Here is a 26,395-nt window from a genome sequence, read left to right as displayed (position 1 = left end):
AGCCGGGCGCGCCCGGCGCGGCTGGCGCCGCTGCGCCGCCAGCGCAGGCCGGCGAGGCCCCGGCCCCGCTGGCGGACGACACGCCGGTGCGCGTCTACCTGTCGCGCACCGGCGCCGTCGAAACCGTGCCGCTCGAACAGTACGTGACCGGCGTCATCGCCGCCGAAATGCCGGCCGACTTTGAGCTGGCGGCGCTCAAAGCGCAGGCAATCGCGGCGCGCACCTTCATCGTCCGCCGTCTGGCCGCCGGCGACACGAGCGGCGTCCCGGCGGGAGACGCCGACGTTACCGATACGGTCGGCCATCAAGTCTACCTTTCCCGCTCCGCTTTAAACGGATGGAAAACAAACGGCAAAGCCGAGCAACTGGCCAAGCTGCAGGAGGCAGTCCGGCAAACGCAGGGGATCGTTATGACCTACCGGGGCGAACCTATCACCGCGTCCTTTTTTTCCTCCAGCGGAGGCTATACGGAAAATTCCGAGGAATACTGGTCTTTGAAAATTCCATACTTACGCAGCGTTCCAAGCCCTTGGGACGCAAGCATCAACCCCAAAAACCGGGAAACCGTCAGCATGTCAGTAACGGAACTGTTCAGCAAATTGGGCCAGGAGATGCCGGAGGACGTCAAAGCCGTTTTCGGAAGCAGCGGTAAGAGCCGGCAGGTGTCCGCCTCTCGCAAATCCGTCCCGTTTAAGGTGTTGTCCTGGACAAGCGGGAGGCGAGTGAAAGAAGTTCGTATCGGTGGCAAAGAGTACACCGGCCGAGAGCTGAGGGAAAAGCTGAATCTGCGCTCAAGCCAGTTTACGATGACGCTGGACGCTGACAAGGTGAAAATCACCACCTACGGATACGGCCACGGTGTCGGAATGAGCCAGTGGGGGGCCAACGGCATGGCCAAACAGGGCTTCACGGCCACACAGATTTTAAAACACTACTATACGGGGATCGCTTTTCAGCAGACCTCGCATTTTTTAAAGTAGCCGAAAGAGTATTGCAAACTTGTATTCTTACTTTTTTTGAAATTTTAATATAATCCGAGTATAAAAGAATCTGCCCCGGTAACAATGGTTACTGAGGTGATGACCAAATGAATGAACAAGATCAAAAGAAACAGTCCCGCGAGGAATCTCCTAAAATTGGATTGGGGGAACCGGTTGCTCCGGTATCTTCGTGGAAAAGATTATTGTCAAAGAGATGGGTTTACCCGGCAGCATATGTGGCGGCAGCGGCAATTATACTAACCTTAGTGTGGGTCTACCAGGATGCGAGCAACAAGCCCTTGGACTCGACCCCCGCCAGCGTGACCGACTCCGTAAACCTGTCCGGCGAAGAAGATGTGACGGGCCAAGAGAATGCTCAGGGCGGAGAAGCTGCCGAAGTGATCGCTTCCTCCGAAGATCTGGCATGGCCGGTCGCGAATGTGTCCGAGGTATCCGTCGTTAAGCCATTCTATGAAAAGGATGCTACGGCGGAGGAGCATCAGGCGGCATTGGTGCAGTATAACGATACGTTTACGCCGAACACCGGGATCGACCTGGCGCGCGAAGACGGCAAGCCGTTTGATGTTCAAGCCGCAATGAGCGGTAAAGTGACGCGGGTGGAGGAAGTTCCGCTGCTCGGTTATGTCGTGGAAATTACCCACGCCAACAACCTGAAAACCGTGTACGAAAGCTTGTCGGATGTAAAAGTGAAGAAGGACGCCGAAGTGAAGCAGGGCGATGTGGTCGGCAGCGCCGGACGCAACGAGATGGAAAAAGATCTCGACAACCACGTACACTTCGCTGTTTATGAAAACGACGAGCTGGTGAATCCGCAAACGGTTCTTCCGAAGAACTAATTATACCCGGCGAATCAACATAACGCAGAAGCGATCCGGCCAATCGGATCGTATGTATGACGGAGGGCGAAAGTCCTCCGTTTTTTTCATCCCCAAGCATTTCTCGGCCTCCACCGCAATCTCCCCGAAAAACGCAATGCCATTTGCACTTTTCCCCCCGCCAGGCGGCAGCCATTTGTGCGCCCCAAAAATAAATTGATTCCACGGAAGCTTGTCAGGCTTGGAAACAAAGAATATATAGGCCCGCCACTCATATAATGTACCAAACTATCTCGAAGCAGAGGGAGGCGGGAGCGTGCACGATTACATCAAGGAACGGACGATTAAAATAGGCCGGTGCATCGTTGAGACGCGGCACACGGTTCGAACGATCGCCAAGGAGTTTGGCGTGTCGAAGAGCACGGTGCACAAAGATTTAACGGAACGTCTGCCGGAGATCAATCCGGATTTGGCCGATCAGGTCAAACACATTCTCGAGTACCACAAGTCGATCCGTCACCTGCGGGGTGGAGAAGCGACCAAGATCAAGTATAAGAAAAAAGGGCAATCCAAACGCGAGGTGATTAGCTCGGTAAACTAATGAGTAAATATTAAGGCTGCTCTAAGCTGATTAGGATTGAACACATCCCCTAAAGTATGGTATTTTTAACTAAGGTATAAGATCGTGGAGTTTCATCCATTAATCCCGAATTTTAACGATTATGATCGGCTTTTGTCGAATCCGACTTCTGAGATATGGGACTTTTACCATGGGGCTCTGGAAATGGCTGTACCGTCTTTTCCGTGATCCGTTAAAAATACGCTTTGGGGGAGCATCGTGATGATGAGCAAGGATATTGGTATTGATTTAGGCACGGCCAATGTGGCGATTCATATCAAGGGAAAGGGAGTAGTTCTAGACGAACCTTCCGTTGTGGCTATTGACAGTGAAGGAAAGCGCGTTCTGGCCGTTGGCGAAGAAGCGAGGCGAATGGTGGGGCGTACGCCGGGCAACATCACCGCGATTCGTCCTTTGAGGGACGGGGTTATCGCCGATTTTGAAATTACGGAAACGATGCTGAAGTATTTTATCGATCGCGTTGGGGGAAGAAGCTGGTACAGCCACCCGCGTATTCTGATCTGTGCGCCGACGAACATCACCTCGGTAGAGCAGAAAGCGATTCGCGAGGCTGCGGAGCGCAGCGGCGCCAAAGAAGTTTTCTTGGAAGAGGAACCGAAGGCGGCAGCCATCGGGGCCGGAATGGATATTTACGAACCGAGCGGCAACATGGTTGTCGACATCGGCGGCGGGACGACGGATGTGGCGGTGCTCTCGATGGGGGACATCGTCACGGCTTCGTCCATCAAAGTTGCAGGGGACAAGTTTGATGCCGCCATTATTAAATATATTAAAACGAAGTACAAGCTGCTCATCGGCGAACGGACGGCGGAGGATATCAAAATCAAGGTCGGAACGGTCTATCCGAACGGACGATCGGATGAAATGGATATCCGCGGGCGGGACATGGTTTCGGGGCTCCCGCTGACCGTGACGATTACGGCGAACGAAGTGCAGGAAGCGCTCGCCGATCCGGTTTCGTCCATCGTAGCAGCGGCCAAATCGGTGCTGGAGCGCACTCCGCCGGAACTATCCGCCGACATTATCGACCGCGGGGTGATTTTGACCGGCGGAGGCGCTCTGCTGAACGGATTGGACGAGCTGCTGGCGGAAGAGCTGCGCGTACCGGTGCTGATCGCGGAAGATCCAATGCACTGTGTCGTGAAGGGGACCGGGATCATGCTCGACAATTTGGACAAGGCCCTCAAGAAAAAGATCTGATCCGCCGATATTATAATGAAGGAATGTTATTGTCCATAGGGCAATTGAACATAAAATTAGGCTGATGGAGGGAAGGCCATGTTAAGAGGTCTTTATACGGCGGCTTCGGGTATGCTGGCGGAGCAGCGGCGCCACGATACGGTGACGCAAAATATCGCCAATCTCAATACACCGGGGTACAAACAGGTGAATTCGGTGGCGCACTCTTTTCCGGAGATGCTGATCGCTTTAATGGGAGACAAGCAGTCGGGAAGCCCCGCACCCATCGGAAAGCTGGTGACCGGGGTGTTTGCGGAGGAAAGTTTGCCTTCGTTCATTCAGGGCGATCTGAAGGAAACACAAAAAAGTACGGATTTTGCCCTTGTTTCCAGCTTGAGTTTGAATGACCCAGCCACCGGTCAGCCGATGGCGTTCGACGCTTCGGGGAAATATGTCGGTCAAGACGGTACGGTGACTTATCAGCCGCAGGCGTTTTTTGCCGTGGCGGATGAGAACGGCAATGTCCGTTACACGAGAGACGGAAATTTTACGGTTAACGCTGCCGGCGAGCTGAGAACTTCGACCGGATACCGCGTTTTGGATGGTCAAGGGAACGCTATCGTTTTGGAATCCGGAATGTCGGTGGACAGCCTAACCAGCAATGCCGCCGGAGAGTTGACGACTTTCGATAACACTACGGGGACGACGGTTCCGGTTGCAACGCTCGGCATCGCCATCGCTGATCGCCCGCAGCAATTGGTCCGTGAAGGCAACGGCGTATACGTCGCGCAGGATGAAGCGGCCGCCGGTATCCGTGATTTTGTGCCAGGTACGGACGGCGCCATCGTTCGCCAGGGATATCTGGAAGTGTCCAACGTGGACGCGGCCCAGTCGATGGTCGATTTGATGGCTGCCCAACGGGCGTATGAGTCGAATCAGAAAATCATCCAATATTATGACAAGAGTTTGGAAAAAGCGGTAAATGAGATCGGCCGCGTATAACGTGTGCTAGGGAATAGGGAGGTACGGCATGAACAACTCCATGATCAGCGCCATGGTATCGATGGGCGGAATCCAGCAGCGCCTCGATTTGCTCGCCGATAACATCGCGAATGTGAATACCGTAGGGTATAAGCGTAAAGAGGCGTCGTTTGAAGATACATTGACCGAGGTTCAGCAGCAAATTCCCAAATTTAATAATTTGTCGGGTCGGGCAACGCCGTCCGGATTTAATTTGGGTTTTGGTTCGAGATTGTCCCATGTGGCGTTGAATTTTCAGCAAGGCTCGATCAAGGAAACCGGGAACACCACTGATCTGGCGATCGAAGGAAACGCTCTGTTTAGCGTGCTGACGCCGGATGGGGTCAAAGCCTATACACGGGCCGGAGATTTTCACATTCAGCCGAATCCGAATGATGGGGAAAGCTCCTATCTGATGAACAACCAGGGATATGTGGTGCTTAAGTCGGACGGAGAACCGATTGAAATTCCGGCTGGAGCCAAATTGGCAATTGACGGTGAGGGTAATATCCGGGCGACGCTTGGGGAAGAAGTGACGGAAGCAGGCCGGATAGCTTTGCTGACGCCGGAGCGGCCGGAGGCGCTGCGTCAACGGGACGGTAATTTGTTCGTATTGGCTGACGGCGTAAATGAAGCCGATGCGCTTGTTGATACGCTGACACTTCCGGTGGGGAAACAGGCTGGAGTCCGGCAGGGAGCGTTGGAACAATCCAACGTGGATTTGACCGATGAAATGGCAGAGATGGTTCAGGTGCAGCGGGCCTATCAACTTTCGGCACGCGCTTTAACGTCCAGCGAGACGATGATGGGTCTGGCCAACAACTTGCGCGGATAGGTGGGGAGTTCCATGACTGAAGAAAGTCGCCCTGCACCCAAGCGGGCTGCCTGGATCGTAATCCTGCGCATCGTACTTATCCTATTGTTCCTTATCGTCGCTTTGGTGGGAGGCGCCGTCGTCGGTTACGTTGTGTTCGGGAAGCAGGACGCTTCGGACATCTGGCAATGGGCCACCTGGCGGCATGTGTTTGATCTGGTGTTCGCTCCTTAAGAGGAAGTTTTGAACCTTCTTTAAATAGAAGAAATTGAACGGAAATGTCCATAAACTCCCGACAACGGGAGTTTTCTTTTTGCCTGCGGAAAATGTATAATGATGGGGGACCGTATGGCGAAAAAACAATTCAAAAGGGCTTCATCCGTAAGCGGCGTTGGCGTCGCCTGCGGATAAGCCCCTTATCTTAACCTTCGCTTTGCGCAGATGCGAAGGATAACTACAGTTTGACCGAATGCCTGCCGTTTTATTCAGGCGAGGTCATCCGCTATTTTTTAAAATCGAAAGGAGATACATATGTTGGATATTAAACAGATACAAGAGATCATTCCGCATCGCCCCCCGTTTTTGCTGGTTGACCGGATCGTGGAGATGGAGGCAGGAAAGCGCGCGGTTGGGATCAAAAACGTGACGATCAATGAGCCGTTTTTCATCGGACATTTTCCGGAGTATCCCGTCATGCCCGGCGTGCTGATCACGGAAGCGCTTGCCCAGGTAGGGGCCGCGGCGATGTTGCAGGTGGAGGAAAATCGCGGTAAAATCGGCTTCCTGGCCGGATTGGACAATTTCCGGTTCCGCGGTCAAGTTGTTCCCGGCGATACGCTTCGCCTGGAGGTTGAGATCATCCGCCTGAAAGGCTCGATCGGCAAAGGACATGCGGTGGCCAAGGTCGACGAGAAGGTAGTTGCCGAAGGCGAGATTATGTTCGCATTGCAATAAGGAGAAAATAAGGAGGAGCATAAGCCATGACTGAAATCAGCGCATCCATCAAAGTAAAAGTAGAAGGATGGTTGCAGGACCCTTCCGTGGATGAAGCGACCAAACAGGAATTGCGTAGTTTAGAGAACGATCCGAAGGAGCTGGAGGACCGTTTTTACCGGGATCTCGAATTCGGGACCGGCGGACTTCGCGGCGTGATCGGCGCCGGCAGCAACCGGATGAACCGCTATACGGTGGCGCGGGCTACGCAAGGCTTCGCCCAATATATTCTGGAAGCGCATGCCGGCAAGGAAGGGAAACCGTCGGTGGTTATCGCCCATGATTGCCGCCATTTTTCGCCGGAGTTTGCCTTGGAGGCCGCGTTAGTGTTGGCCGGCAACGGGATTGTCGCTAAGTTGTTTCCATCGCTTCGCCCTACGCCGCAGCTTTCTTTTTCCGTACGGTCTTCGCACGCGACTGGAGGGATCGTCATTACGGCCAGCCATAATCCGCCGGAGTATAACGGATACAAAGTGTACAACGCTTCGGGCGGTCAATTGGTGCCGCATGAAGCGGAACGCGTGATTGCGAACATTCAGGGAGTCAGCGCGTTTGCGCAGGTGAAGCGGTTGACCCGCGAGGAAGCGGAGGCGAAGGGACTTCTCGTTTGGCTGGGCGAAGCGGAGGATGAAGCATTTGCGGAGACGGTCGCCCGCACCAGTGTGAATCGGGAGCTGCTCTTGGCAGGGGCGGCCCAAGATTTGGTCGTCGTCTTTACGCCGCTTCATGGTACGGGCAATGTGCCGGTGCGCCGCGTGCTGGAGAAGCTGGGCTTCACGCAAGTGCACATCGTAAAGGAGCAGGAGCAGCCGGACGCGAACTTCTCCACGGTGAAATCGCCGAATCCGGAGGAGCGCGAGGCGTTTGCCATGGCGATTGAGCTGGGTAAACAAGTGGGAGCCGATCTGCTGATCGGAACGGATCCGGACGCGGACCGGATGGGGGCTGTTGTCAGAACGGCAAACGGCGAATATGAAATACTTACCGGTAACCAATCGGGCTCGTTGCTTGTACACTATGTATTAAGCCAAATGAAAGAAGCGGGGACGCTCCCGGCAAACGGGGCGGTCGTCAAAACGATCGTCACCAGCGAGCTTGGCGCGGCGATTGCCCGCCATTACGGAGCCACTGTGTTTAATACACTGACTGGTTTTAAATATATCGGCGAGAAAATGAACGAATTCGAAAAACACCAGGATTATACTTATTTGTTCGGCTATGAGGAAAGCTATGGCTATCTGGCCGGCAATTACGCTCGCGACAAAGACGCGGTCGTAGCTTCGGCGCTGATCTGCGAGGCGGCGGCCTATTACAAGCGCCAAGGTAAAACGTTGATCGACGTGCTGGAGGAACTTTACGCGCAGTTCGGATATTACCGGGAAGCGCTAGCGTCGCGTACGCTGAAAGGCAAGGACGGTCTGGCTAAAATCAGCGCGTTGATGGAGGATTTCCGCAGCAATCCGCCGCAGCAAATCGGAGACGTACGAGTCGGCGAAATGCTCGATTACTCGCTTGGCCTGGACGGATTGCCGAAGGAAAACGTGCTGAAATTTTTGCTGAAGGACGGTTCCTGGTGCTGCTTGCGGCCTTCGGGCACGGAGCCGAAAATCAAATTTTATTTCGGTGTCCGCGGTACGTCCAATGAAGATGCGGCCACGCGGCTTGGACACATGCAGGAAGAAGTGCTGGCCCGCGTTGATGCTTAATCGTTGAGAATACCTGTTACATTTTCTTAGACTTTAAATGACAATTTGAGAAGATTTAGCTGCAATGGTGCATTTATGATGAAGGTATTGGTTTCATGGACGGCTTCATCGTACGTGTACTTTTGCAGTTGTCTTCTTGATAGGGGTAACCCGAACTTTAGCCGATAAGCAACTGCATTTATGCATTCTGAGGAGGTACCTTTGTGATTCGAAGTTGGCAGCGGTGGAATAACTTTTCCCGCAAATGGTTGTGGATATTGGTGATTGTCGGAATCGTGTCTTCCTTGCCGGTGATTTATGAACGGGTGGAAACGGAGTCATCCGCAAACAAGGTGGAGTTTGTGTTCAATTATCGCGGTTTGGTGGAGATCGCTTCTTATAAGGCGGATCCGGCGGCGTATATGAATGAGCAGCTCGATCGGCTAAAAACAGCCGGAATTCACACGATGGCGATGTTTGAAAGCACGCTCGACGAGTTGTCGAAAACGCGCCGGATTATGATGTTTAGCGCGCTCGAAGCGGCAAAGTTGAACCAATCCGTTATTTCCCCGGATGGCAATTACACTTATATCGCTTTTACTAGTGAGGAGAACGAGAAGCAGCTTCGGCCAATGATTGAGGAAACGTTCCGGAGTCTGGACGTCCCGGTGGCCAATTGGGAGTATCAAGGCCACGGCGGCTTGATCATCGGAATGAGCATGGAAGAAGCCGTTCTGAAACCGATGCCGCAGGATCCTATCGCATTTGCTATGCTGCGGGACAAAGGGTTTCAAATTTTACCCCGGCTTTCGGATAGCAAGCCTTATAATCAGGAAGCGATGGACCGGCAACTGGCTTTTTACGCCGAAAACGGTGTAACCCGCATCTTATTCGACGGGGATTCCGTCAAGGGGTATAACGATAATGAAAATATGAACAGCTTGCAGGGCTTTGCCGAGCTGCTGAACAAATATCACATCGGTATCGCCGCGATCGAAGGCTTGAAGGCGCCGCAAAAAGGTTTCAACAAGCTGGCGTATTTGATCGATTACAACGTTGTCCGGCTGCATTCTTTGGCGGATGCGGAAGCCGGTCAGGATACGGCTACTTTGGCTGACCGTTTTGTACTGGCCGCTAAGGACCGCAATATCCGGATGATTTATTTGAATGCTTCCCCGTCCAAGGATGCCGGCAAAGCGGCGATCACGAACCCGCTCGACAATCTGGTTCATTCGCTGCTGGCTCCGGGGAATGCGATTCAGCGTATCGAAAACAACGGATTTGAGCTGGGGACGGCGGAACCTTTCGAAATTCATGATTCCAGTTGGCAGAAATATTTGAAAGCTTTGGTCGTTTTGGGTGGTGTCGCTTTTGTAGCTCTGCTGATTTCCTGTTATCTGCCGTCTCTGACGTTGGCCGCTTTTGCCCTTGGTTTGATCGGCTCAGCGGGGTTGTATGTGCTGAAGCCGGCGATGCTGGAGCAAGCGCTCGCTTTGTTCGTGGCGATCAGTGCGCCGACCGTGGCGATGGTGCTGGCGATCCGCAAGACTCAGGAGCTGCGGGACAAGCATCCGGGCATGACAAGCGGACGAAGATTGACGCATACGTTAGTATTGTACGTCAAAACAGCGATTATTTCGCTCGCCGCGGTGCCGTTCGTGATTGCGCTGCTGAACAATATTACGTACAGCCTCGTTCTGAATCAGTTCCGCGGTGTCAGCCTGCTGCATATGTTGCCGATTTTTTTAATCGCCGTCTACGTGTTCCTGTACCGGGGCAATTCGGTATGGGAAGAGCTTAAGAATTGGATGAAGATGCCGATCACGGTACTTTTGGTCGTAATTGCGGTTGTACTTGCCGCCGCTGCGTATTATTACCTGACCCGTACAGGGAATGCCGGCACGCTTCTGCCGGGCGAAGCCGCCTTCCGTTCGTTCCTGGAGAACACGTTTGGCGTACGCCCGCGCAACAAGGAGTTTCTGCTGGCGCATCCGCTGTTTATCGTCGGCGTCTTCGCCGCTTTCCGGTACCGCTGGGCGTTTTTTGCGATGATTGTGGCGGTGATGGGGCAGCTGTCGATGGTCGACACGTTCGCCCATATTCATACGCCGGCGGCGATTTCCCTGATTCGCGACGTGCTGGGCCTCGGGCTTGGTTTGGTATTCGGACTGATTGCCGTACTGGTTTGGCAAATCATTGAAAGGTGCTGGGATAAATGGTCGCCGCGACTACTAGAACCATAGTTTTGTCGGGGTATTACGGATTTCGCAACAGCGGGGACGAGGCGGTGCTGAAGTCGATCCTGCTCGCGCTGGAAGAAGAGGGGCTAACCTCGGGTATCGACATTAAGCCGGTCGTGCTGTCGAACGATCCGGAATGGACGCGCCGGACGTATGGCGTCGAAGCCGTGCACCGGATGAAATTCAGCGAGGTTAGGAAGGCTATAAAAAGCAGCGACGGATTAATCAGCGGTGGGGGAAGTCTGCTGCAGGACGCTACGGGGGTCATGACAATTCCTTATTATTTGGGCTTTATCAAACTAGCCCAATGGATGAGCAAGCCTACCTTTGTTTATGCCCAGGGTATCGGTCCGGTGAAACGCAAATTTTTCCGCCCGCTGATCGCCGCGGTTTTCCGGCGTTGTGATTATATCTCCGTCCGCGATGCGGAATCGGCCGCTCTGCTGCGCAGCATGGGCTTGCGCGGCGGCGACGTGGAAGTGGTCCCGGACCCGGTAATGGCGCTGACGCTGCCGGAAGGCGGGAGCAGCGCGGATTCACCGGTTGAACGTGTTTCGCCTGAACACGAGAGCATTTCCATTGCAACCTCTGGGCAAACGGAAGGTTCAAGCCCAGACTCCGGTTCCCCTCTGCCGGTCGTTGGCGTATCGGTGCGCTTCTGGAATCGGCAGCGGACCGAGCTTACGCAGCTGGCCGAGGGGCTGTCGCTCCTTTGTCGACGGAAGTCGGTGCATATCCGCTTTTTGCCGTTTCATTTCCCGGGTGATGACGAAGCTTCGCGTTTTGTGATGGATCGGCTCGGAAATGTGGCGGAACGCGGATGCGCCGTAAGTATTGCGCCGGAGACGGAGCACCCGCAGGATATGCTGCGGGAGGTAAGCGAGTGCAGCCTGTTGATCGGCATGCGGCTGCACAGCTTGATCTACGCCGCCTCGCAAAACGTGCCGCTGCTCGGCGTCTCGTATGACCCGAAAATCGACCAATTCCTTGGTCGAATCGGGAGCGTCCCAATCGGCACGGCGGAGGAACTGGACCCGCGGATTTTAGCCGCCGAGGGCGAACGCCTTCTGCAGGAAGGCGATGTCTGGCGGAAAACGCGGACTTCGCAAATCGCCGGCCTCAAACGTGAGGCGCGCGTGCCAGCGCGGCGGATCGTGGAATTTTTACGGAGCAAAGGGTGAGCAAGGTGTTGACGAACTCAAAAGAAGGGATTCCTACGGTATCGGTGTACGGTGTTCCCGTCTGCAAATGGGGAATGAAGGATACGGTAGCCTACTTGACCCGGGCGGCCAACGAAGGAAAGCCACATCAGGTGATTACGGCCAATCCGATTATGATGATGGCGGGCCTGGAGAATCCGGACTATATGGCGGTCATGAAGGACGCCGAGCTTGTAATTCCGGATGGCACCGGGCTGGTGTGGGCCGCACAAAAAGGCGGGGACCCGGTGACCGAGCGGGTACCGGGGTATGAGCTGCTGCACGAACTGATGAAGCAGGGGGAACGTCACCAATGGAGGGTGTATTTGCTTGGCTCCACGCCCGAAGTGGTCAAGGAAACCGCCCGGCGGCTGGCGCTCCAGTACCCCGGGGCGGAGATCGCAGGGTACCGCGACGGTTTTTTTGGGCCGGATGAGGATGAAGAAGTCGTCGCACAGATCGTCAAAGTCGCTCCGCACCTGCTGTTTGTCGCTCGAGGAGCGGACAATCAGGAACCTTGGATCGCTAAGTACAAGGAAAAGCTGGGCGTGCCAGTGATGATGGGAGTCGGCGGCAGCTTTGACGTCATTTCGGGACGCACGAAAAGAGCTCCAATCGCTTTTCGCAAGCTCCGCCTGGAATGGTTGTACCGTTTATTGAAGGAACCTGCCCGTTTCCGCAGAATGCTTGCGCTGCCTAGATTTGCGCTACGTGTGCTGCGGGACAGAGAAAACCTTACGAAAATGGGCTAAAAGTCACGATTTATGGGCAAAACATCGGAATTTTGCACAAATTCGGGGTTGGTCTTTCTCTCTAAACGGAGTATAATTCATTCCGGCAGAACAATTGGAGGTCGAAAATTTAATGTTGTGGATGATTTATATCATCGGATTCATCGTTTCGCTTGGTTTGGCCTTGGGATTAACGCCGCTCGTCAAAAAGTTCGCTTTTGCCGTCGGCGCCGTGGACGTGCCAAACGCCCGAAAAGTTCATACGCGAATTATGCCGAGACTCGGTGGTTTGGGGATTTTCGCTTCGTTTGTCATTGCGTTGCTGCTGCTTTTCCCGTTTATTCCGGAGATTTTCACGCTTCGTGAAGTGAACTTTATTAAGGCTTTTCTGGTGGGCGGTTCGATCACCGTGCTGCTGGGAGCTTTGGATGACCGCTTCGATTTGCCGGCGAAACTAAAATTCCTCGTGCAGATCGCAACGGCCTGCATCGTCGTGTTCGGCTTCGATATCCGGATTGAATTTGCAAATATTCCGTTTCATACTTATGCTGCCGTGGAAACTTGGGTGTCGATTCCGTTCACTATCTTGTGGATCGTAGGTGTGACAAATGCGATCAACCTGATTGATGGATTGGACGGCTTGGCGGCCGGCGTATCCGCGATAGCCATCGGCACGATTGCTGTCATGGCCTTTGTTATGGGCAATGTTATGGTGGCGCTTTTATGCCTGCTGCTGCTCGGCAGTATTTTGGGATTCCTGTATTTTAATTTTCATCCTGCTAAAATATTTATGGGCGATTCGGGCGCGCTGTTCCTCGGCTTTTGTCTGGCGCTTCTGTCGCTGCTCGGCTTCAAGCAGGTGGCGATCGTATCTTTCCTAACGCCGCTCATTCTGATCGGGGTGCCGCTTTCGGATACGATGTTCGCCATCGTGCGCCGCTGGATGCAGAAGAAGCCGATCTTTTCGCCGGACAAGGGACACTTGCATCATCGCTTGCGAGAATTGGGCTTCAGCCACCGCCAGACGGTACTTATTATCTACAGCATCGCCGCGTTCTTCGGTGTGTTGGCGGTCATCCAGTCTTCGGCAGCGATGTACAACGCCAACTGGGTCACCTTCGTCGTCATCTGCGTTATGGTGTTTTTCCTGCAGATCGGCGCCGAGGTCATCGGCCTCATCGGCAAAACGAAACGCCCGGTGCTCGACTTCTTCGCGCGCCTGCGCATGAAGGTCGGGGAAGAGCGGGGATCAAAGTAATTTGAAAAAAGAAAAGACAAGCCTTGCTTGCAACTAATGTTGCGGTAAGGCTTTTTCGTTATTTTCGAAGGACTGGCTTAGAAGTTTGGGTGTTGTTGTAGGAAATGCAATATATTTGTTTATGGAATTTCGATAGAAAATTTCTCCTCAGCGACATCAAACGCGATACTTCGACACTCTCACTGGAATAAGATTATTATGTAATATAAACCATATTATAGGAGGTACTACTGTATATGAAAAAGTTTAAACCAATGTTGCTGGTAATGATCGCTGCTTTTCTGATGTTTTCATCAAACGCTTACGCCTTCCCTCATATCGATGTAACTAAAAATGAATATGAAAGCCATGTAATAAGTGAAAAGCTGTATATTGATAACGAAGAAGTTAAATTATCCATTGATCTGATGACAGCCGGAAATGCTAATGTCTATTTATTGTTTGAAGATGCAGAGACTGAGGATACAATATTAATGAGCCAGCTAATTTTACGGCCAGAAATGAAAAGTATAGGTTTTATAAGCCATCATAAAAATCCTCGCCCTGGCTATTACTACATTGAAATTTCAGGGGATAATAACGCTTATGTCACAACAAGACTTAGGACTGCATATCGTTAAGAAGATCAAAAAGCCCGCAGATATTGTTAACGGACTTTTTGATTATTCTCTTATTCTTGTAGCATAATTCATACGAAAGGACTATTTAACCGTTTAGTACAACAATAACTCAAAAGGCACTATCAGCATTTTAGCTGGTAGAGCCTTTTTTGTAGGTTTAACAAAACTGCGGGAGCCGATATTCAAAAAAATCTTCCTGGATTGTAGTTTCTGCTTTCCACCTGAAGGAAGTGGCGGACGAAATACCTGATCTAATCTACGTCTTGGGGTTAAATTTTTAGTTCCTGCGGCCGATATAAAATTTATGTGGCTGGATTCGTCGCTTTTCGAGTGACAGAAGGCAGATTATGCGAAAACCAAAAGGGGGATTTGAGTTGAAGAAAGTAATGTCCTTATTGATGACAGCGTTGCTGATGATTGGTCTGTTCCCGGCCGGTTTGACCAATACCGCACATGCTGCATCGGGGAATTTTTTTGTGTTTCCGAACGAAAGCTATGATGTGGACTCTGCCAGAGTCGCAAACACGGACGAGGTGAATCTTGTCGGTTCCATTAGCAATGTCAATGGCAATATCTCTTATAGCGTTTATCAAATCGCTGAGAATAAGTCCGGAAAATGGGAAGTTGTCACCTCCAATGTAGGGCAAACCGGCGGTATTTCGGTTGACGGCTATGATATTAAGGTTACGGACTTGCAGCTATATCCCGGGATGAACAGAATTACGTTCAAAGGAACGAATGGTTCTAAATCGGTCGAAGAGTCCATCTATATCGAGTTTCGCAACGGACCGACGCTTTCCAATTTGAAAGCAAGTCTGAGCGGAGAAACCGTTGACTTAAGCGAGGACTCCACGGCTGTAGTAACCGCATCCCCAAGATCAAAGGATTATGGGAAGAGCTCGGCTGAAGTTATCATTAGCGGGGTGGCCAAAAATGCTACGTCCGTCACGGTAACTGTAGACGGGAAGAGCTGGTCCTATAAAGTATCCAGTTACAACGATTACAAATTTACGGCTTCATCAATTAAGGTGAATGAAGGCAAAAACCTGATCACGATCAAAGCGACCAACGGTGACCAGTCGGTTGAAACGACACGGGAGCTTGCGTTTAACAACGGTCGTGCTACGTTTTACGATACTTATCTGACGGCCGGAGGTTCGAAATCTCCGGACCTGGCAACGGCCCCGGATTTTAACGTTGCTCCAGGCAATGCAGGATCCATTGACCTCACCGGGAAAGCCATCATTCCAATTACGGGCGGTACATTTACGGTAGACTATACATTTTCCGGCGGAGCTACAGGGACAGGGAGCGTCAATGCTACGGTTGATTCGACGGATACCAGCAGCGGGTTTACGGTAATCAGCTATTCCATTGATGCCCCGGCAACCATTGCCTACGATCAAACGGTCAAAGTCGAACTGAAAGTTATGAACTCCAGCGGTACAGGTAATCCAGTCGGGGAATTTACAGCTTATTTTACGTTGCGCGACAGCTTGCAACCCTATATTTATCAAGTAAACTACCTTGACGGCTATAACAGCAATACGACTGCCGACCAGGCTCTGAACTTGACGGGTACGTTGACAAGCGAAACCAGTTTTACCGATATTTATGCATTGCCTGCCGGCTTTGAAGTGCTGGTAGTTAACGGAGATAATTCCACCGATGTTGGTCTGGACAAGATCACAGATTCCAAGGGGAATGATCTGGATATCAGCGGCGTGAAACCGGAAGTGGTGAACCGTAAGTTGTCGACACAGTCGATTAATGGGGTCCAGACGGATGTGATGCGAATTATCGTTAAATTCGATAAACTTCCTTCCGACGGTACCCAGTACATTACCTTGTCCGTCGGCGGCAGCAAAAAGACGGTTGCGGCCAGCGTGCTGTATGGTCCTTATGTTCAATTCGACAAGCTCTACGAAGGGCAGCAAATCTCGGTCGATACGACGTCGGTTGACAGCATGACGAACAATATTTTGGATGCGGTCGGTGATTTTTCGGGTACTTTGTTCAATATTCCTGATTCCGGTACTATTAAATACAGCGGCTCCACCCGTACGGTCTATTTGTATATCAATAATACATTGGTTGATCTGGAGGAGAACGGGGCACCCAATAAATTTAAATTAGCCAGCGGGGATAAGAAAACGGCGACTAATGCGATCAGCACGGGGAACAACGTCATCAAGCTGGTTTATAAATCCGGCAATAGCTCTTACACCAAAAGCGTGAAAATTAATGTGGCGCAAACCAATGTACCGGATATCCCGGTTAATGACACTTTGGGGGTCATTCCGTTTACCACTGGCAACGCATATGAGATTCCGGCGGCTGCCGACCCTGCTTTCAAACAAAACGGCTCCACGTTCTCTACGAAAGAGTCGGAGATCAAAATTTACGGCACCTTTGATTTTCTGGATTTAGGTATTAGCAATAGTGCGGTAAATGCTGCGCTGGAGGATTTGGACAATCCCGAGGATTACATTTTGAACATAAAGTCCTCCGAGGACAGCGCCAGTTCCGATGGCATTACCTGGACCCTGGACAACGAACTTTATTCCGAAGATACAGGTAAAGTTTACGAGAAGAGCACAGGGAAGAGTGTCAATGACCTGCGCGTTTACTATAATGAAAAAGGTCAATATTTCAGCTTCGTATTAATTAATCAGGAGCTGCCTAAGGACGGTTCTCCTGTCGTTTACAATTTCACGGTCACCAGCAATGGAGCTACTTCGACCTATCGTATTGAAGTTTTATATGAACGTACCGTGTTTAACGTCATTCGGCCATTGCCGGAAAAGCGCATTTTGAACCAAAATTTTGTGGAGGTTGTCGTTGCCTCAGAAACTGCCGATAGCGTGACGATCGACAAAAAAGAAGCGGAACAGGTTGCTTACGATGCCGATTTGGATGGTAAAAGTGATTATCCGCGTGCCTTCCGGGCCGTTGTCACTGGCTTGAAGGCGAATAAGGATACGAAAATCAACATTGTCGTCAAGGAAGGAAAAGACGAGCTGAAGGAGACCATCACGGTCAAATATGTACCGACCAATATTCCAGGCGGTCAATTCATGGCTGCAATGGCAAGCTCGCATAAAGTGTTTGACGGAGCCTTGTCACTGAAATTCACAAAAGGCACCAGTTTGATTCGCCGGGATTATGATCTTCCCGAGCAATTGAAGAACCAGGTGTTCTCCGGCCATACGATTCGCTTTGCCATCGGCAACAACGAAGACGGCGTCGTGGACCGCCATGAATTTGAGGTTAATTATGCCGACTATAACTACTTGGTAGATACGGGACGGCAATATTTTATCAGTAATTTCCCGGATCGTTTTGCCAAGGCCAGCCCGGTGTTCTGGATTGATGCCGGTATCGCGGACGATATCACTACAGCCGGATATGACCCGATCACCGAAGGGGCGGATCCGTATCAGTTTGATTTTTCGAAGATTCCAAGCTTCTTCAAACGGGATCCGGAAAATGAACTGGTTCCGTCAAAACGCGGCGAATTGACGTTGGCTTACGATGCGGCGATGGCTCAGGATGCCGGCCGGCTCGTGACCGTGTTCCATTTTGATCCGGAAAACAAAGAATGGGAAAACATCGGCGGGGTTGTAGACGCCAAGAAACATACCATTAAAGTTCCGTTTGACCGATTTGGCTATTATGTGGTCGCCAAGTTAAGCTCTACTTACACGGACATTATCGATCACTCTTATGGGCGGGAATTCATTGAGACTGTTTTTGCTAAAGGGGTCATGAATCCGATAGATCCGTCTACGCAATTTGGTGTGGATAAGAAAATCACGCGTGCCGAATTTGTACGCATGATTACCAAAGCCCAACAGCTCGCTTTAAATTACAGCGGCCAGCAGCACTTTGGGGATGTGCCAAAAAGTGCGGTGATTGACCTGGACGCCTTATGGGATTACCGCTTCGTAGAAACTGCGGCAAGGGCAGGTTATATTAAAGGGGCGCAACCTGGTGCCTTCAATCCGGACGGGCTTATTACCCGCCAGGATGCTGCAGTCATCATTGCAAAGGCGTTGAACCTGAAACTTGACACTGACCATGCGAAGATCCAAAAAGGACTTCAAAAATATTTCAAGGATTATTCAACGATTGATTATTATGCCCAAGCTTCCGTTCTGGCCATCGCGAAAAAAGGATTTATTAGCGGTTCGCCGATAGATTCGAAAGATCCTGCCAAGGGCTATAATTTTAATCCTGAAGCTTCGACGCTTCGCGGGGACGCTGCAATTATTATTTCCAAAGTAATGATTGACCAGAAGAAACTGCCTAAGATGTAATAATGTTTCTTTAATGCAAAAAAAGTGCGGGTGTAGAGAAGTGGCTCTGCGCCCGCGCTTTTTTGACATTTTGACATTAGGTGTTTTTCATATCGCTTGTCATAATCTCTATACCTAGACCCTAGACTAGTTTTCATTTGAACAAAGGTACATGTACGAAAGTACGATTAAAAGGAAGGGGTTAGGCTTTATAATAGTAAAAAGGAGGGGGCAAAGAGGGATTTTATTCGTGCTTGGAATATTTGACTGGGAAATATGTAGGATGCATAATGATTAATGTAAAATCTTGAGCTTGATGGCCTATTTCTCAACAGGAAGGAGCAGTACTGGAAAGAGTAGTGCGAATGTAACCTAAGGGCATACGTCGCCGTAGTAAATCAGGAGCCTGAAAAATAGATTATAGAAATAATGTGGGGGTGGAGAAATGTCCCAGTTTTCAATACGCCGTCCCGTAACCGTCTTTATGCTGGTTGTGGCTTTGTTGATCGGGGGCGGTATTTTTGGGTCAAAGCTGCCGGTGGAACAGATGCCGGAGCTTCAGTTTCCTGTTGTGGCCGTTGTCACAAGCATACCAGGGGCTACGCCATCTGAAGTCGAGGAGTTGGTGACCAAGCCCATTGAAAAAAACCTTGCGTCCGTAGAGAACATAGATACGGTTAGTTCTCAATCGCAGGAAGCCTCATCCATGGTCATGCTCCAGTTCAACTGGGGGACAGATCTGGATCAGGCTAGTTTGGATATCCGGGATAAGTTGGACGGAGTCAGGGGCGCTTTGCCTGATTCGGCTAATTCTCCAAGACTATTGAAGCTTGATGTAAATGCTAGCCCTATTATCAATCTTGCGTTTACAGGAGATCAGGATGTCAATTCCCTAAGGCCAATCGCGGAAGACATTATTCAGCCCGAGCTTGAAAGAATAGCGGGTGTGGCGTCCGTAAGCGTGGCAGGGGGACAAGACAGATTGATTCGCGTAAATTTGGATCCCGCCAAGCTCGAAAGTTATGGAATCACCTTGGATCAGGTAAGTCAAGCACTGGCCGCCAATAACCAATCGGGTTCTGCCGGTGCTGTAAGGAAGGGTAACTCGGAAATTCAAATACGTGTTGATGGCGAGTACCGGGCCGTTCCGGAAATGAGAGAAATTCCGATTGCAGCGGGATCAGGGAGCGTTAAACTTAAAGATATAGCTACAGTAGAGGATTCTTTCGAAGATGTAACCTCCATTTCTACATACAATGGGCAACCGAGTATCAATATTGGGGTTACTAAAGCATCCGGCGGCAACACTTTGCAAATCGCGAATGCTGTAAAGGAAAGGCTGGATTCGATTCGGCAGGAACTGCCGGAAGGAACCAAGCTTGAGCTTGTAACGGATGCCTCCGAGCCGATCCATGACTCGGTTGATCTGTTGGTAGAGCACGCTATTCTTGGCCTTATTATCGCATCCGCCATTCTCTTGTTGTTCCTGAACAGCGTCCGCTCAACCATCATTGCGGCTGTTGTAATTCCAATTTCGTTTGTGGCCACTTTCTTAATGATGTACTTCACAGGCCAGACGATCAATATTATATCGCTCGCCGGTTTGCTCCTGGGCCTGGGTTCATTTGTGGACTTCGCGGTCGTTATTATCGAGAATATTTTCAGGCAGCGGCATGAGGGGAAAAGCATGCTGCAGGGCGCAATCGATGGCTCCAAGCAGGTCGGCAATGCCGTTATGGCATCGGCGCTTGCGCAGATCGTTGTCTTTTTGCCGATTGTATTCACAGAAGGGATCGCAGGCGAGTTATTTAAGCCGCTCGCTTTGACGATTATTTTCTCTCACATCGCAGCATTGCTTGTTTCCCTGTTGATTGTTCCGATGCTTAGTTCACGCTGGTTGCCGAAGCTTCCGGACGAGTCGGTGTATACCTCAGGTACTTATCGGGGATTCAATCCAATCGTATGGTTCAATATCGGGTTCGAAAAGTTCAAAAACGGCTACAGCAAGACGTTGGAATGGAGCATCCATCACAGAAAAAGTGTGCTCATTATAACAATTCTTATGTTTATAGGTGCAGGTGCTTTAACTCCATTGGTTAAGTCAGAGTTTATCCCGGCTCAAGATGTGGGACAGTTCAGTGTATCGGTGACATTGCCGGATGGAACCAAGCTGGAGGAAACAAACAAAGTTGTCCAGCAAATTGAGAAAGAAATTAATAACATCCCTGAATTGGATAAAATGTCGGCAAGTGTAGGTTCGGCAGGAGGCTTCAGCTTTGGTAGTCCGACGAACGCAGCTACATTGGATGTGACGCTGGTTGATGGACGTTCACGTTCAACGGATCAAATCGTATCCGAGCTTCGGAAAAAAATCACCAATATTCCGGATGCGAAAGTAACCCTTACGGTGGGTGAAAGTTTCTCCGCCGGTGCAGCCGTTCAAATCAACCTCAAAGGCGACGATATGGAGGTGCTGCGGGAGCTTTCGGATCAACTTGTCAGAGGAGTAAGCGATGTTCCGGGAGCGGTTAACGTTAAGAGTTCACTAGACGACGCTCGCGAGGAATTCCAAGTCATCGTTAACCGTCAGTTGGCTGCAGAGTATGGGCTGTCTACATCACAGATATTGTCGGCGGTGCGTACTTCATTCAATGGGTCGGTTGCTACGACCTACCGCACTGGAGACGATGAAATTGATGTTAAGATTTCTATGCCTGAGCAGTTCAAGGAAGATGCCTCTTATCTTGAGACTTTGCGGATTACCACGCCGCGGGGCATTGACGTACCATTATCTTCAGTTGCAAGTCTGAAGCGTGCCGAGGTTCCTGTCACCATCACCCGGGAAAATCAGACCCGTCAGGTTCAGGTTAAGGCAGACGTTGAAGGCAGAGATATGGTCAGTGTTAACCAGGATGTAGCCAAACTGCTGAATCAATTGTCGATGCCTGATGGCTATACCGTGGATACCGGCGGCGGGCAAGAAGAACAAATGATGGAGTCTTTTATGAGTCTAGCTTTTGCCCTTCTGATTTCCGTCCTCCTGATTTACATGGTTATGGCCGGACAGTTTGAATCTATGTTTACACCATTTGTCATTATGTTCTCGATCCCGCCAACGTTCATAGGTGTTGTTCTGGGATTGATTTTGACAGGGACCGCTTTGAGTATCATGGCCTTTATCGGGTATATCATGCTCGCCGGACTTGTTGTTAACAATGCGATTGTCTTGATTGACTTTGTTATTCAGCTCCGTAAAGAGGGGATGGATCGCGAGAAGGCGATCCTGCATGCGGCGTCCGAACGGCTGCGGCCGATTATGATGACGATGCTGGCGACGGTGCTTGCAATGGTGCCGATGGTCGTCTCCAGCGACCCGGCAAATGAGACTATGGCGCCTATGGCGGTTGTCGTTGTATTTGGTCTTGCTTTCGGCTCCATCATTACGTTGATTTTGATCCCTGTCGTATATATTTTGCTCGATAACATTACAGTTAGACGCAATACCCGCAAGCTTAAACGCCAGCAGAAAAGGGAAGCAAAGAAACAAGCGAAACTTGAGCAAGGCAGTTTGCAGGTCTAATAGATAAAGCGGGACATAGTGAGGTGGGAAAACCATGAATAAAAAAAGTGTAGTTATAATGTTATCGGCCTTGGCTTTATCAGTGGCGTTGGCCGGCTGCTCAGGAGGCCAGCCTCCTGCAGCCGCACCAGCGGAACAAGCGGCCGTGTCTGTTGAGGTCGGGAAGGTAACCAGGGGCAGTATTGAAGCTGAAGCAGGTGTTGTCGGCACACTGGCTCCCAACAAAACCGTTCAGGTAGCTCCAAAGATCAATGGTACAATTGCAAGCATCAATTTGAAAATCGGGCAGACCGTTGCAAAGGGCCAAGTTTTGTTTACGCTGGACCAAAAGAATATTCGCGACAGCATCAAGCAGTCCGAGGAATCTTATAATGTTGCGCTTGCTAACCTGAAGCAAGCGCAGAGCAGTACGGAGCAATCGATTCAGCAGGCGGAATCCGGAGTTGATCAGGCTAAAGCCGCCCTTGATCAGCAGCAAAGCTCTATAGATACGGCGAAAAACACAATTAAGGATGCAGAGACCTCTTTGAAGGACGCGCAAAACGCCCTGAACCGTACGCAGCAGCTATTTGCGGCAGGCGCTGTATCTCAGACGGATCTGGAGCAGGCACAGACGACAGTAAGGCAGGCCCAAACCAGGCTGGACAATGCAAAGCTGACGTTGAGCAACGCTCAAACTTCATTGGAAAGCGCACAAACGACATATCAAAACGCCTTAAAATCACTTGAACTGGCCCGTAAGGGGGCCGGTATTGATGTGGCTAAGGCCAATGTTGAACAGTTGCGCTCCGCTCTTGAGACAGCTCGCAGCCAGTTGGATGACGCTACGGTTAAGGCGCCCATGTCCGGAACGCTTTCGGCTGTCAACGGCAATGTTGGACAGATTGTGAGTCCTCAATCGCCTGTTGTCACGATTGCAAATACCAATCCGATTCTTGTGAAAGTAAATTTGTCCGAGTCTGAAATGATGAAGGTTAAAGTCGGTTCCTCCGTGACAGTAGGCATTCCTTCCGTCGACAAGAGAATTAACGCCAAGGTTACGGCAATCAACTCTGTCATGGATCAGGATCTGAAAGCTTATCCTGTTGAAATCTCTATAGAAAATCCTTCTAGCACATTTAAGGCAGGCATGGTAGCCAATGTGTATATCCAATCCGGGGCAGCGGAAGGGTTGCTCGTTCCGCAAGCCGCTGTTACTGAAAAGGCTGGCGTAAAGTACGTCTATATAATTGAAGGAAATGTTGCAAAACAAGTGAAAATTCAGACAGGAGAAGAGAGCGCCGAGCAGGTGGAAGTAACCGAAGGGCTCTCAGAGGGGCAACAGATCGTCGTTAAGGGCGCAGTTATGCTTACTGACGGCGCCAAGGTCACCATTATAAATCAGTAATAATGGCTTCTTGCTTGGCATATCTTTGCATGTGTTTACTTTTTCTGGGCAGAATGATGCGTTTTAGAACCCCTATCCGTATCATTCTGCACCTCCTTGTTTATGTAGATATTAGGAGATGTAGGAAATAATTGCTGGATGACGCTAGATAAGCCTTTAGAGTATAATTATAACTGTAAGAAGGGTGAATACATACTTTTTAAAAAAATCAAAAACTTTTTTAAAAGTATCGCAACTTTTCGAACTCCAAAACGTCTAATTGTGTGAGTATGGTACAGATGATTACAATCTTAAAAGACAAAATATGATAAAAAATCTTTACGGCGTTGTAATCACATTGTATAATACTGGAGTAAGTTGTGAGTTTTTCGCCTGCTTCATTATTTTGGTTTCAAGCTTCTGTGATATTGTCACAGATATCATTTTATAAGAGTTGCATCTATACTCGGAAAGGAGGTGTAACGACATGAGTGACACGACTCGACACAAAGAAAATAATATTGTAATTGATGATGTTCAAGGAGGAGAAAAAAAGGTTATGACAAAGTTTAACAAAAGAATTATTAACGTGCTTGCTACAGCAACATTGGTTGCCGGTGTAGCGGCGCCTGTAACAGCAATTGTTGCTCCATCCGCTGTTGAAGCTGCCAGCAGTGGTGACATTACGGTTCTGAGCACGCCGAGCGTAGTTAATAATAATACTGTTCAGCGCGTTGGCAGCATCAAATTTGAGATTCCTAAGTTCTCTACCCTTCGCAAGGGCGATACGCTTAATATTAGCTTGCCATTTGATTTGGCGAAAAAAGACAGCGTCACTAAATCTGTTTATACCATTGAGGGACGCGAATTTGTTGCATTTAGCGGTTTGAACAAGCCGGAATATAAGGACTTTGTAAACACCTTGCAATTGGCTAATGACGCAAACGATCTTACAAATGCTGATTTTGAAGTAGTTCCGGATGTTTCCGGTGCAAGTACAATTGCAATTCAATACGTTGGTGAAAATGGCAAAGTTCTTTCGGATGACCCAGCAGTCTTCACGCTGGTTCTCGGTGGTTTGATCATCGATAGCAGTGACGAAGCTAAGGTTGAATTCACGGCTCCTGGAAGCAGTCCTTTCCCGGCTGGTTCCAAAATTGTTGCTACAGTTGCTAAAAACAAAAACAATCTTAATGTGTCTTTTGGCAGCTTGGATACATCGAATGAGAGATTTGATCCTAAGATCGTCATCGAGGAACCGTATCCTGGTGCACTGGATGTAAACACCGAATTAAGAATTAAACTGCCTAATGGATATGCTTGGGTCAACAATAATAAAGCGATGAAAGTTATGTACGGTGATTTTAAACCTGAGTGGCTTAAAATTACACATGAGAAAGACGATCAAGAACTGGTTATTACGGTTAAAAATGACGACGCTACAAAGGCAGCGGTGGAAGCACGCAATAAAAATGCCAATAAAGTTGAGACCAAAATTGAAATTCCTTATGACTTCAGAGTTGAGGATTCCACAAAAGTCAAGAAAGGCGATATCATTGCTCGCCTGAGCGGCAGAACCTCCGCTAACATTTCTGAAGCCAAAATTGGTACTTATGGTGAATATGAATCCACGCTGAAGGCTGAAGATGCACCTACTTTGGTTTCCGGCCAAGATGAACAGAGAATTGCCGATTTCCATATTACTGAGACTGTTGGTGACAGTATCGTAACTGGCTCGAACGGACGTTATCTTGAACTGACGCTGCCGGAAGGTGCTAGATGGCAGGATGAGTATGAATGGGATATTGACGGTAAGAATAAGGATAAAAAACCAAATTCCCTTCCTACTGTAACAGACGAAGGTTTGACATTGACGTTTGAAGGCTTTACAGGAAATAACAATCGTACAGCCAAATACTTGGTGAAGCGCGACACTGGTAATACGGATGCAGCGACGCTTGACTTCGAAGATCTTGAAGTAGCTTTGGCTCCTGACTTCACCGGCGATTTGAAGATTTCGGTTGGCGGTTCCGCAGGAGTTAAAGGGGACGTTGTAGTAGCTAAGGCTGTTGCTCCGGTTACTGCGCAAGTAGCATCGGCTCCTGATGTCATTATCGGTGCACGCGAACAAAAGGCCGGTGATTTCACCATCACTGAAGGTAAAGCTGGCGCTTTGGTGGACGATGGCGAAGTTCGTTTGGTTCTGCCGGATGGCGTTAAATTTGCAAGTACGCCAACGGTTAAAGTTTCTGGCGGGGACCTGATTATCAACAATGTTAGAAGATCGAGCGATGACAAAACTGTGATCTTCGACGTTGAGGGCGAAAGCGATGCGGCTAGCACGATTTCCGTATCGGACGTTAACGTTATCCTTGACCGTACTGTTCCGGAAGGAAAAGTTGAACTGTCCGTTGAAGGTGATGCTGTATCCGAAACTCAAAAGTATTCGAATTGGAAAGATAACAAAGCGGTAGCAAAAGCAATTATCGCTAAAGTTTCTACTCCGGCACCGGTTGAAGATTCCAAAGGTAATACTGTATCTATCTTCAAAATCGGCAGCACGAGCTACACTGTAAATGGTGCAACTTATACAGCCGACGTTGCTCCTTACATCGAGAACGGACGCACTTTCCTGCCTGTTCGTTACGTAGCCGACGCTCTGGGTGTTGCTCCGCAAAACATTAAGTTTGATAAGAAGACTTCCACAGTCACGCTGTTGAAAGGTGACCGTATCGTACAAATCAAACTGAAAACTAACATCCTGACGGTTAACGGTGCAGCAATTAACATGGACGTTAAAGCAATCACTAAGAACAACCGTACGGTTCTGCCTATCAGCTGGGTAGGTCAAGCTTTGGGAGCAGATATCAAATGGGACAAAGATACTAACACAGTTACGGTAACACAAGCAAAATAAGAACCGCTATCGCTGGTTCTAACGTCTTATGAATAATGA

The 26,395-nt window shown here is 49.9% G+C and carries 18 protein-coding genes; all 18 read left to right on the top strand.

The genetic code is table 11. From position 1 onward, the window contains the following. Window positions 1–980: stage II sporulation protein D (gene spoIID, locus ACLD72_RS32080; protein ID WP_458476515.1), on the top strand; the 980-nt coding region annotated here is incomplete at its 5' end. Window positions 981–1,087: 107 nt separating this feature from the next. After that, on the top strand, window positions 1,088–1,837 hold the full coding sequence (locus ACLD72_RS32075) for a M23 family metallopeptidase (protein WP_251591864.1): 750 nt from the start codon (window positions 1,088–1,090) through the stop codon (window positions 1,835–1,837). A gap of 295 nt (window positions 1,838–2,132) precedes the next feature. After that, window positions 2,133–2,417, top strand: a complete 285-nt coding sequence (spoIIID, locus tag ACLD72_RS32070) for a sporulation transcriptional regulator SpoIIID (protein ID WP_009223751.1) — start codon at window positions 2,133–2,135, stop codon at window positions 2,415–2,417. Window positions 2,418–2,657: 240 nt separating this feature from the next. Continuing rightward, entirely contained in the window at window positions 2,658–3,656 is a 999-nt protein-coding gene (locus tag ACLD72_RS32065; protein WP_411003556.1) for a rod shape-determining protein, read from the top strand. Between the two features lie 78 nt (window positions 3,657–3,734). Next, window positions 3,735–4,637: a flagellar hook-basal body protein gene (locus tag ACLD72_RS32060; RefSeq protein WP_251591868.1), complete on the top strand. Its 903-nt coding sequence runs from the start codon at window positions 3,735–3,737 to the stop codon at window positions 4,635–4,637. A gap of 28 nt (window positions 4,638–4,665) precedes the next feature. Beyond that, window positions 4,666–5,490, top strand: a complete 825-nt coding sequence (locus ACLD72_RS32055; protein ID WP_411003555.1) for a flagellar hook-basal body protein — start codon at window positions 4,666–4,668, stop codon at window positions 5,488–5,490. Window positions 5,491–5,502: 12 nt separating this feature from the next. Beyond that, a complete protein-coding gene (locus tag ACLD72_RS32050; RefSeq protein WP_411003554.1) occupies window positions 5,503–5,703 on the top strand; it encodes a DNA-directed RNA polymerase subunit beta in 201 nt (66 codons plus the stop codon). A gap of 297 nt (window positions 5,704–6,000) precedes the next feature. Continuing rightward, window positions 6,001–6,423 carry a 3-hydroxyacyl-ACP dehydratase FabZ gene (gene fabZ, locus ACLD72_RS32045; protein ID WP_411003553.1) on the top strand — a complete coding sequence of 141 codons (423 nt, stop codon included), beginning with the start codon at window positions 6,001–6,003 and terminating at the stop codon, window positions 6,421–6,423. A gap of 26 nt (window positions 6,424–6,449) precedes the next feature. Beyond that, a complete protein-coding gene (locus ACLD72_RS32040; RefSeq protein ID WP_411003552.1) occupies window positions 6,450–8,168 on the top strand; it encodes a phospho-sugar mutase in 1,719 nt (572 codons plus the stop codon). 203 nt (window positions 8,169–8,371) lie between these two features. Next, window positions 8,372–10,390 carry a DUF5693 family protein gene (locus ACLD72_RS32035; protein WP_411003551.1) on the top strand — a complete coding sequence of 673 codons (2,019 nt, stop codon included), beginning with the start codon at window positions 8,372–8,374 and terminating at the stop codon, window positions 10,388–10,390. Beyond that, window positions 10,363–11,568 carry a polysaccharide pyruvyl transferase CsaB gene (csaB, locus tag ACLD72_RS32030; RefSeq protein ID WP_411003550.1) on the top strand — a complete coding sequence of 402 codons (1,206 nt, stop codon included), beginning with the start codon at window positions 10,363–10,365 and terminating at the stop codon, window positions 11,566–11,568. The genes ACLD72_RS32035 and csaB overlap by 28 nt, the downstream gene beginning before the upstream one ends. Before the next feature lie 5 nt (window positions 11,569–11,573). Further along, window positions 11,574–12,338, top strand: coding sequence for a WecB/TagA/CpsF family glycosyltransferase (locus ACLD72_RS32025; RefSeq protein WP_411003563.1), 765 nt, complete (start codon window positions 11,574–11,576; stop codon window positions 12,336–12,338). Window positions 12,339–12,453: 115 nt separating this feature from the next. Then, the gene (locus ACLD72_RS32020) at window positions 12,454–13,575 is read left to right on the top strand and encodes a glycosyltransferase family 4 protein (RefSeq protein WP_411003562.1); all 1,122 of its coding nucleotides are present in this window, start codon (window positions 12,454–12,456) and stop codon (window positions 13,573–13,575) included. A gap of 236 nt (window positions 13,576–13,811) precedes the next feature. Next, complete coding sequence (locus tag ACLD72_RS32015) at window positions 13,812–14,195, top strand: hypothetical protein (RefSeq protein ID WP_411003549.1); 384 nt, start codon at window positions 13,812–13,814, stop codon at window positions 14,193–14,195. A gap of 374 nt (window positions 14,196–14,569) precedes the next feature. Then, entirely contained in the window at window positions 14,570–18,514 is a 3,945-nt protein-coding gene (locus tag ACLD72_RS32010; protein ID WP_411003548.1) for an S-layer homology domain-containing protein, read from the top strand. Window positions 18,515–18,938: 424 nt separating this feature from the next. Further along, complete coding sequence (locus ACLD72_RS32005) at window positions 18,939–22,073, top strand: efflux RND transporter permease subunit (protein ID WP_411003547.1); 3,135 nt, start codon at window positions 18,939–18,941, stop codon at window positions 22,071–22,073. 34 nt (window positions 22,074–22,107) lie between these two features. Continuing rightward, window positions 22,108–23,460 carry an efflux RND transporter periplasmic adaptor subunit gene (locus tag ACLD72_RS32000; protein WP_411003546.1) on the top strand — a complete coding sequence of 451 codons (1,353 nt, stop codon included), beginning with the start codon at window positions 22,108–22,110 and terminating at the stop codon, window positions 23,458–23,460. A gap of 466 nt (window positions 23,461–23,926) precedes the next feature. Continuing rightward, the gene (locus ACLD72_RS31995; RefSeq protein WP_411003545.1) at window positions 23,927–26,356 is read left to right on the top strand and encodes a copper amine oxidase N-terminal domain-containing protein; all 2,430 of its coding nucleotides are present in this window, start codon (window positions 23,927–23,929) and stop codon (window positions 26,354–26,356) included. Window positions 26,357–26,395: the final 39 nt, after the last annotated feature.

It is taken from the genome of Paenibacillus lacisediminis (assembly GCF_046567315.2).
The sequence above is the reverse complement of the archived record's forward strand: the minus strand, read 5'-3'. Positions and strand labels throughout refer to the sequence as shown.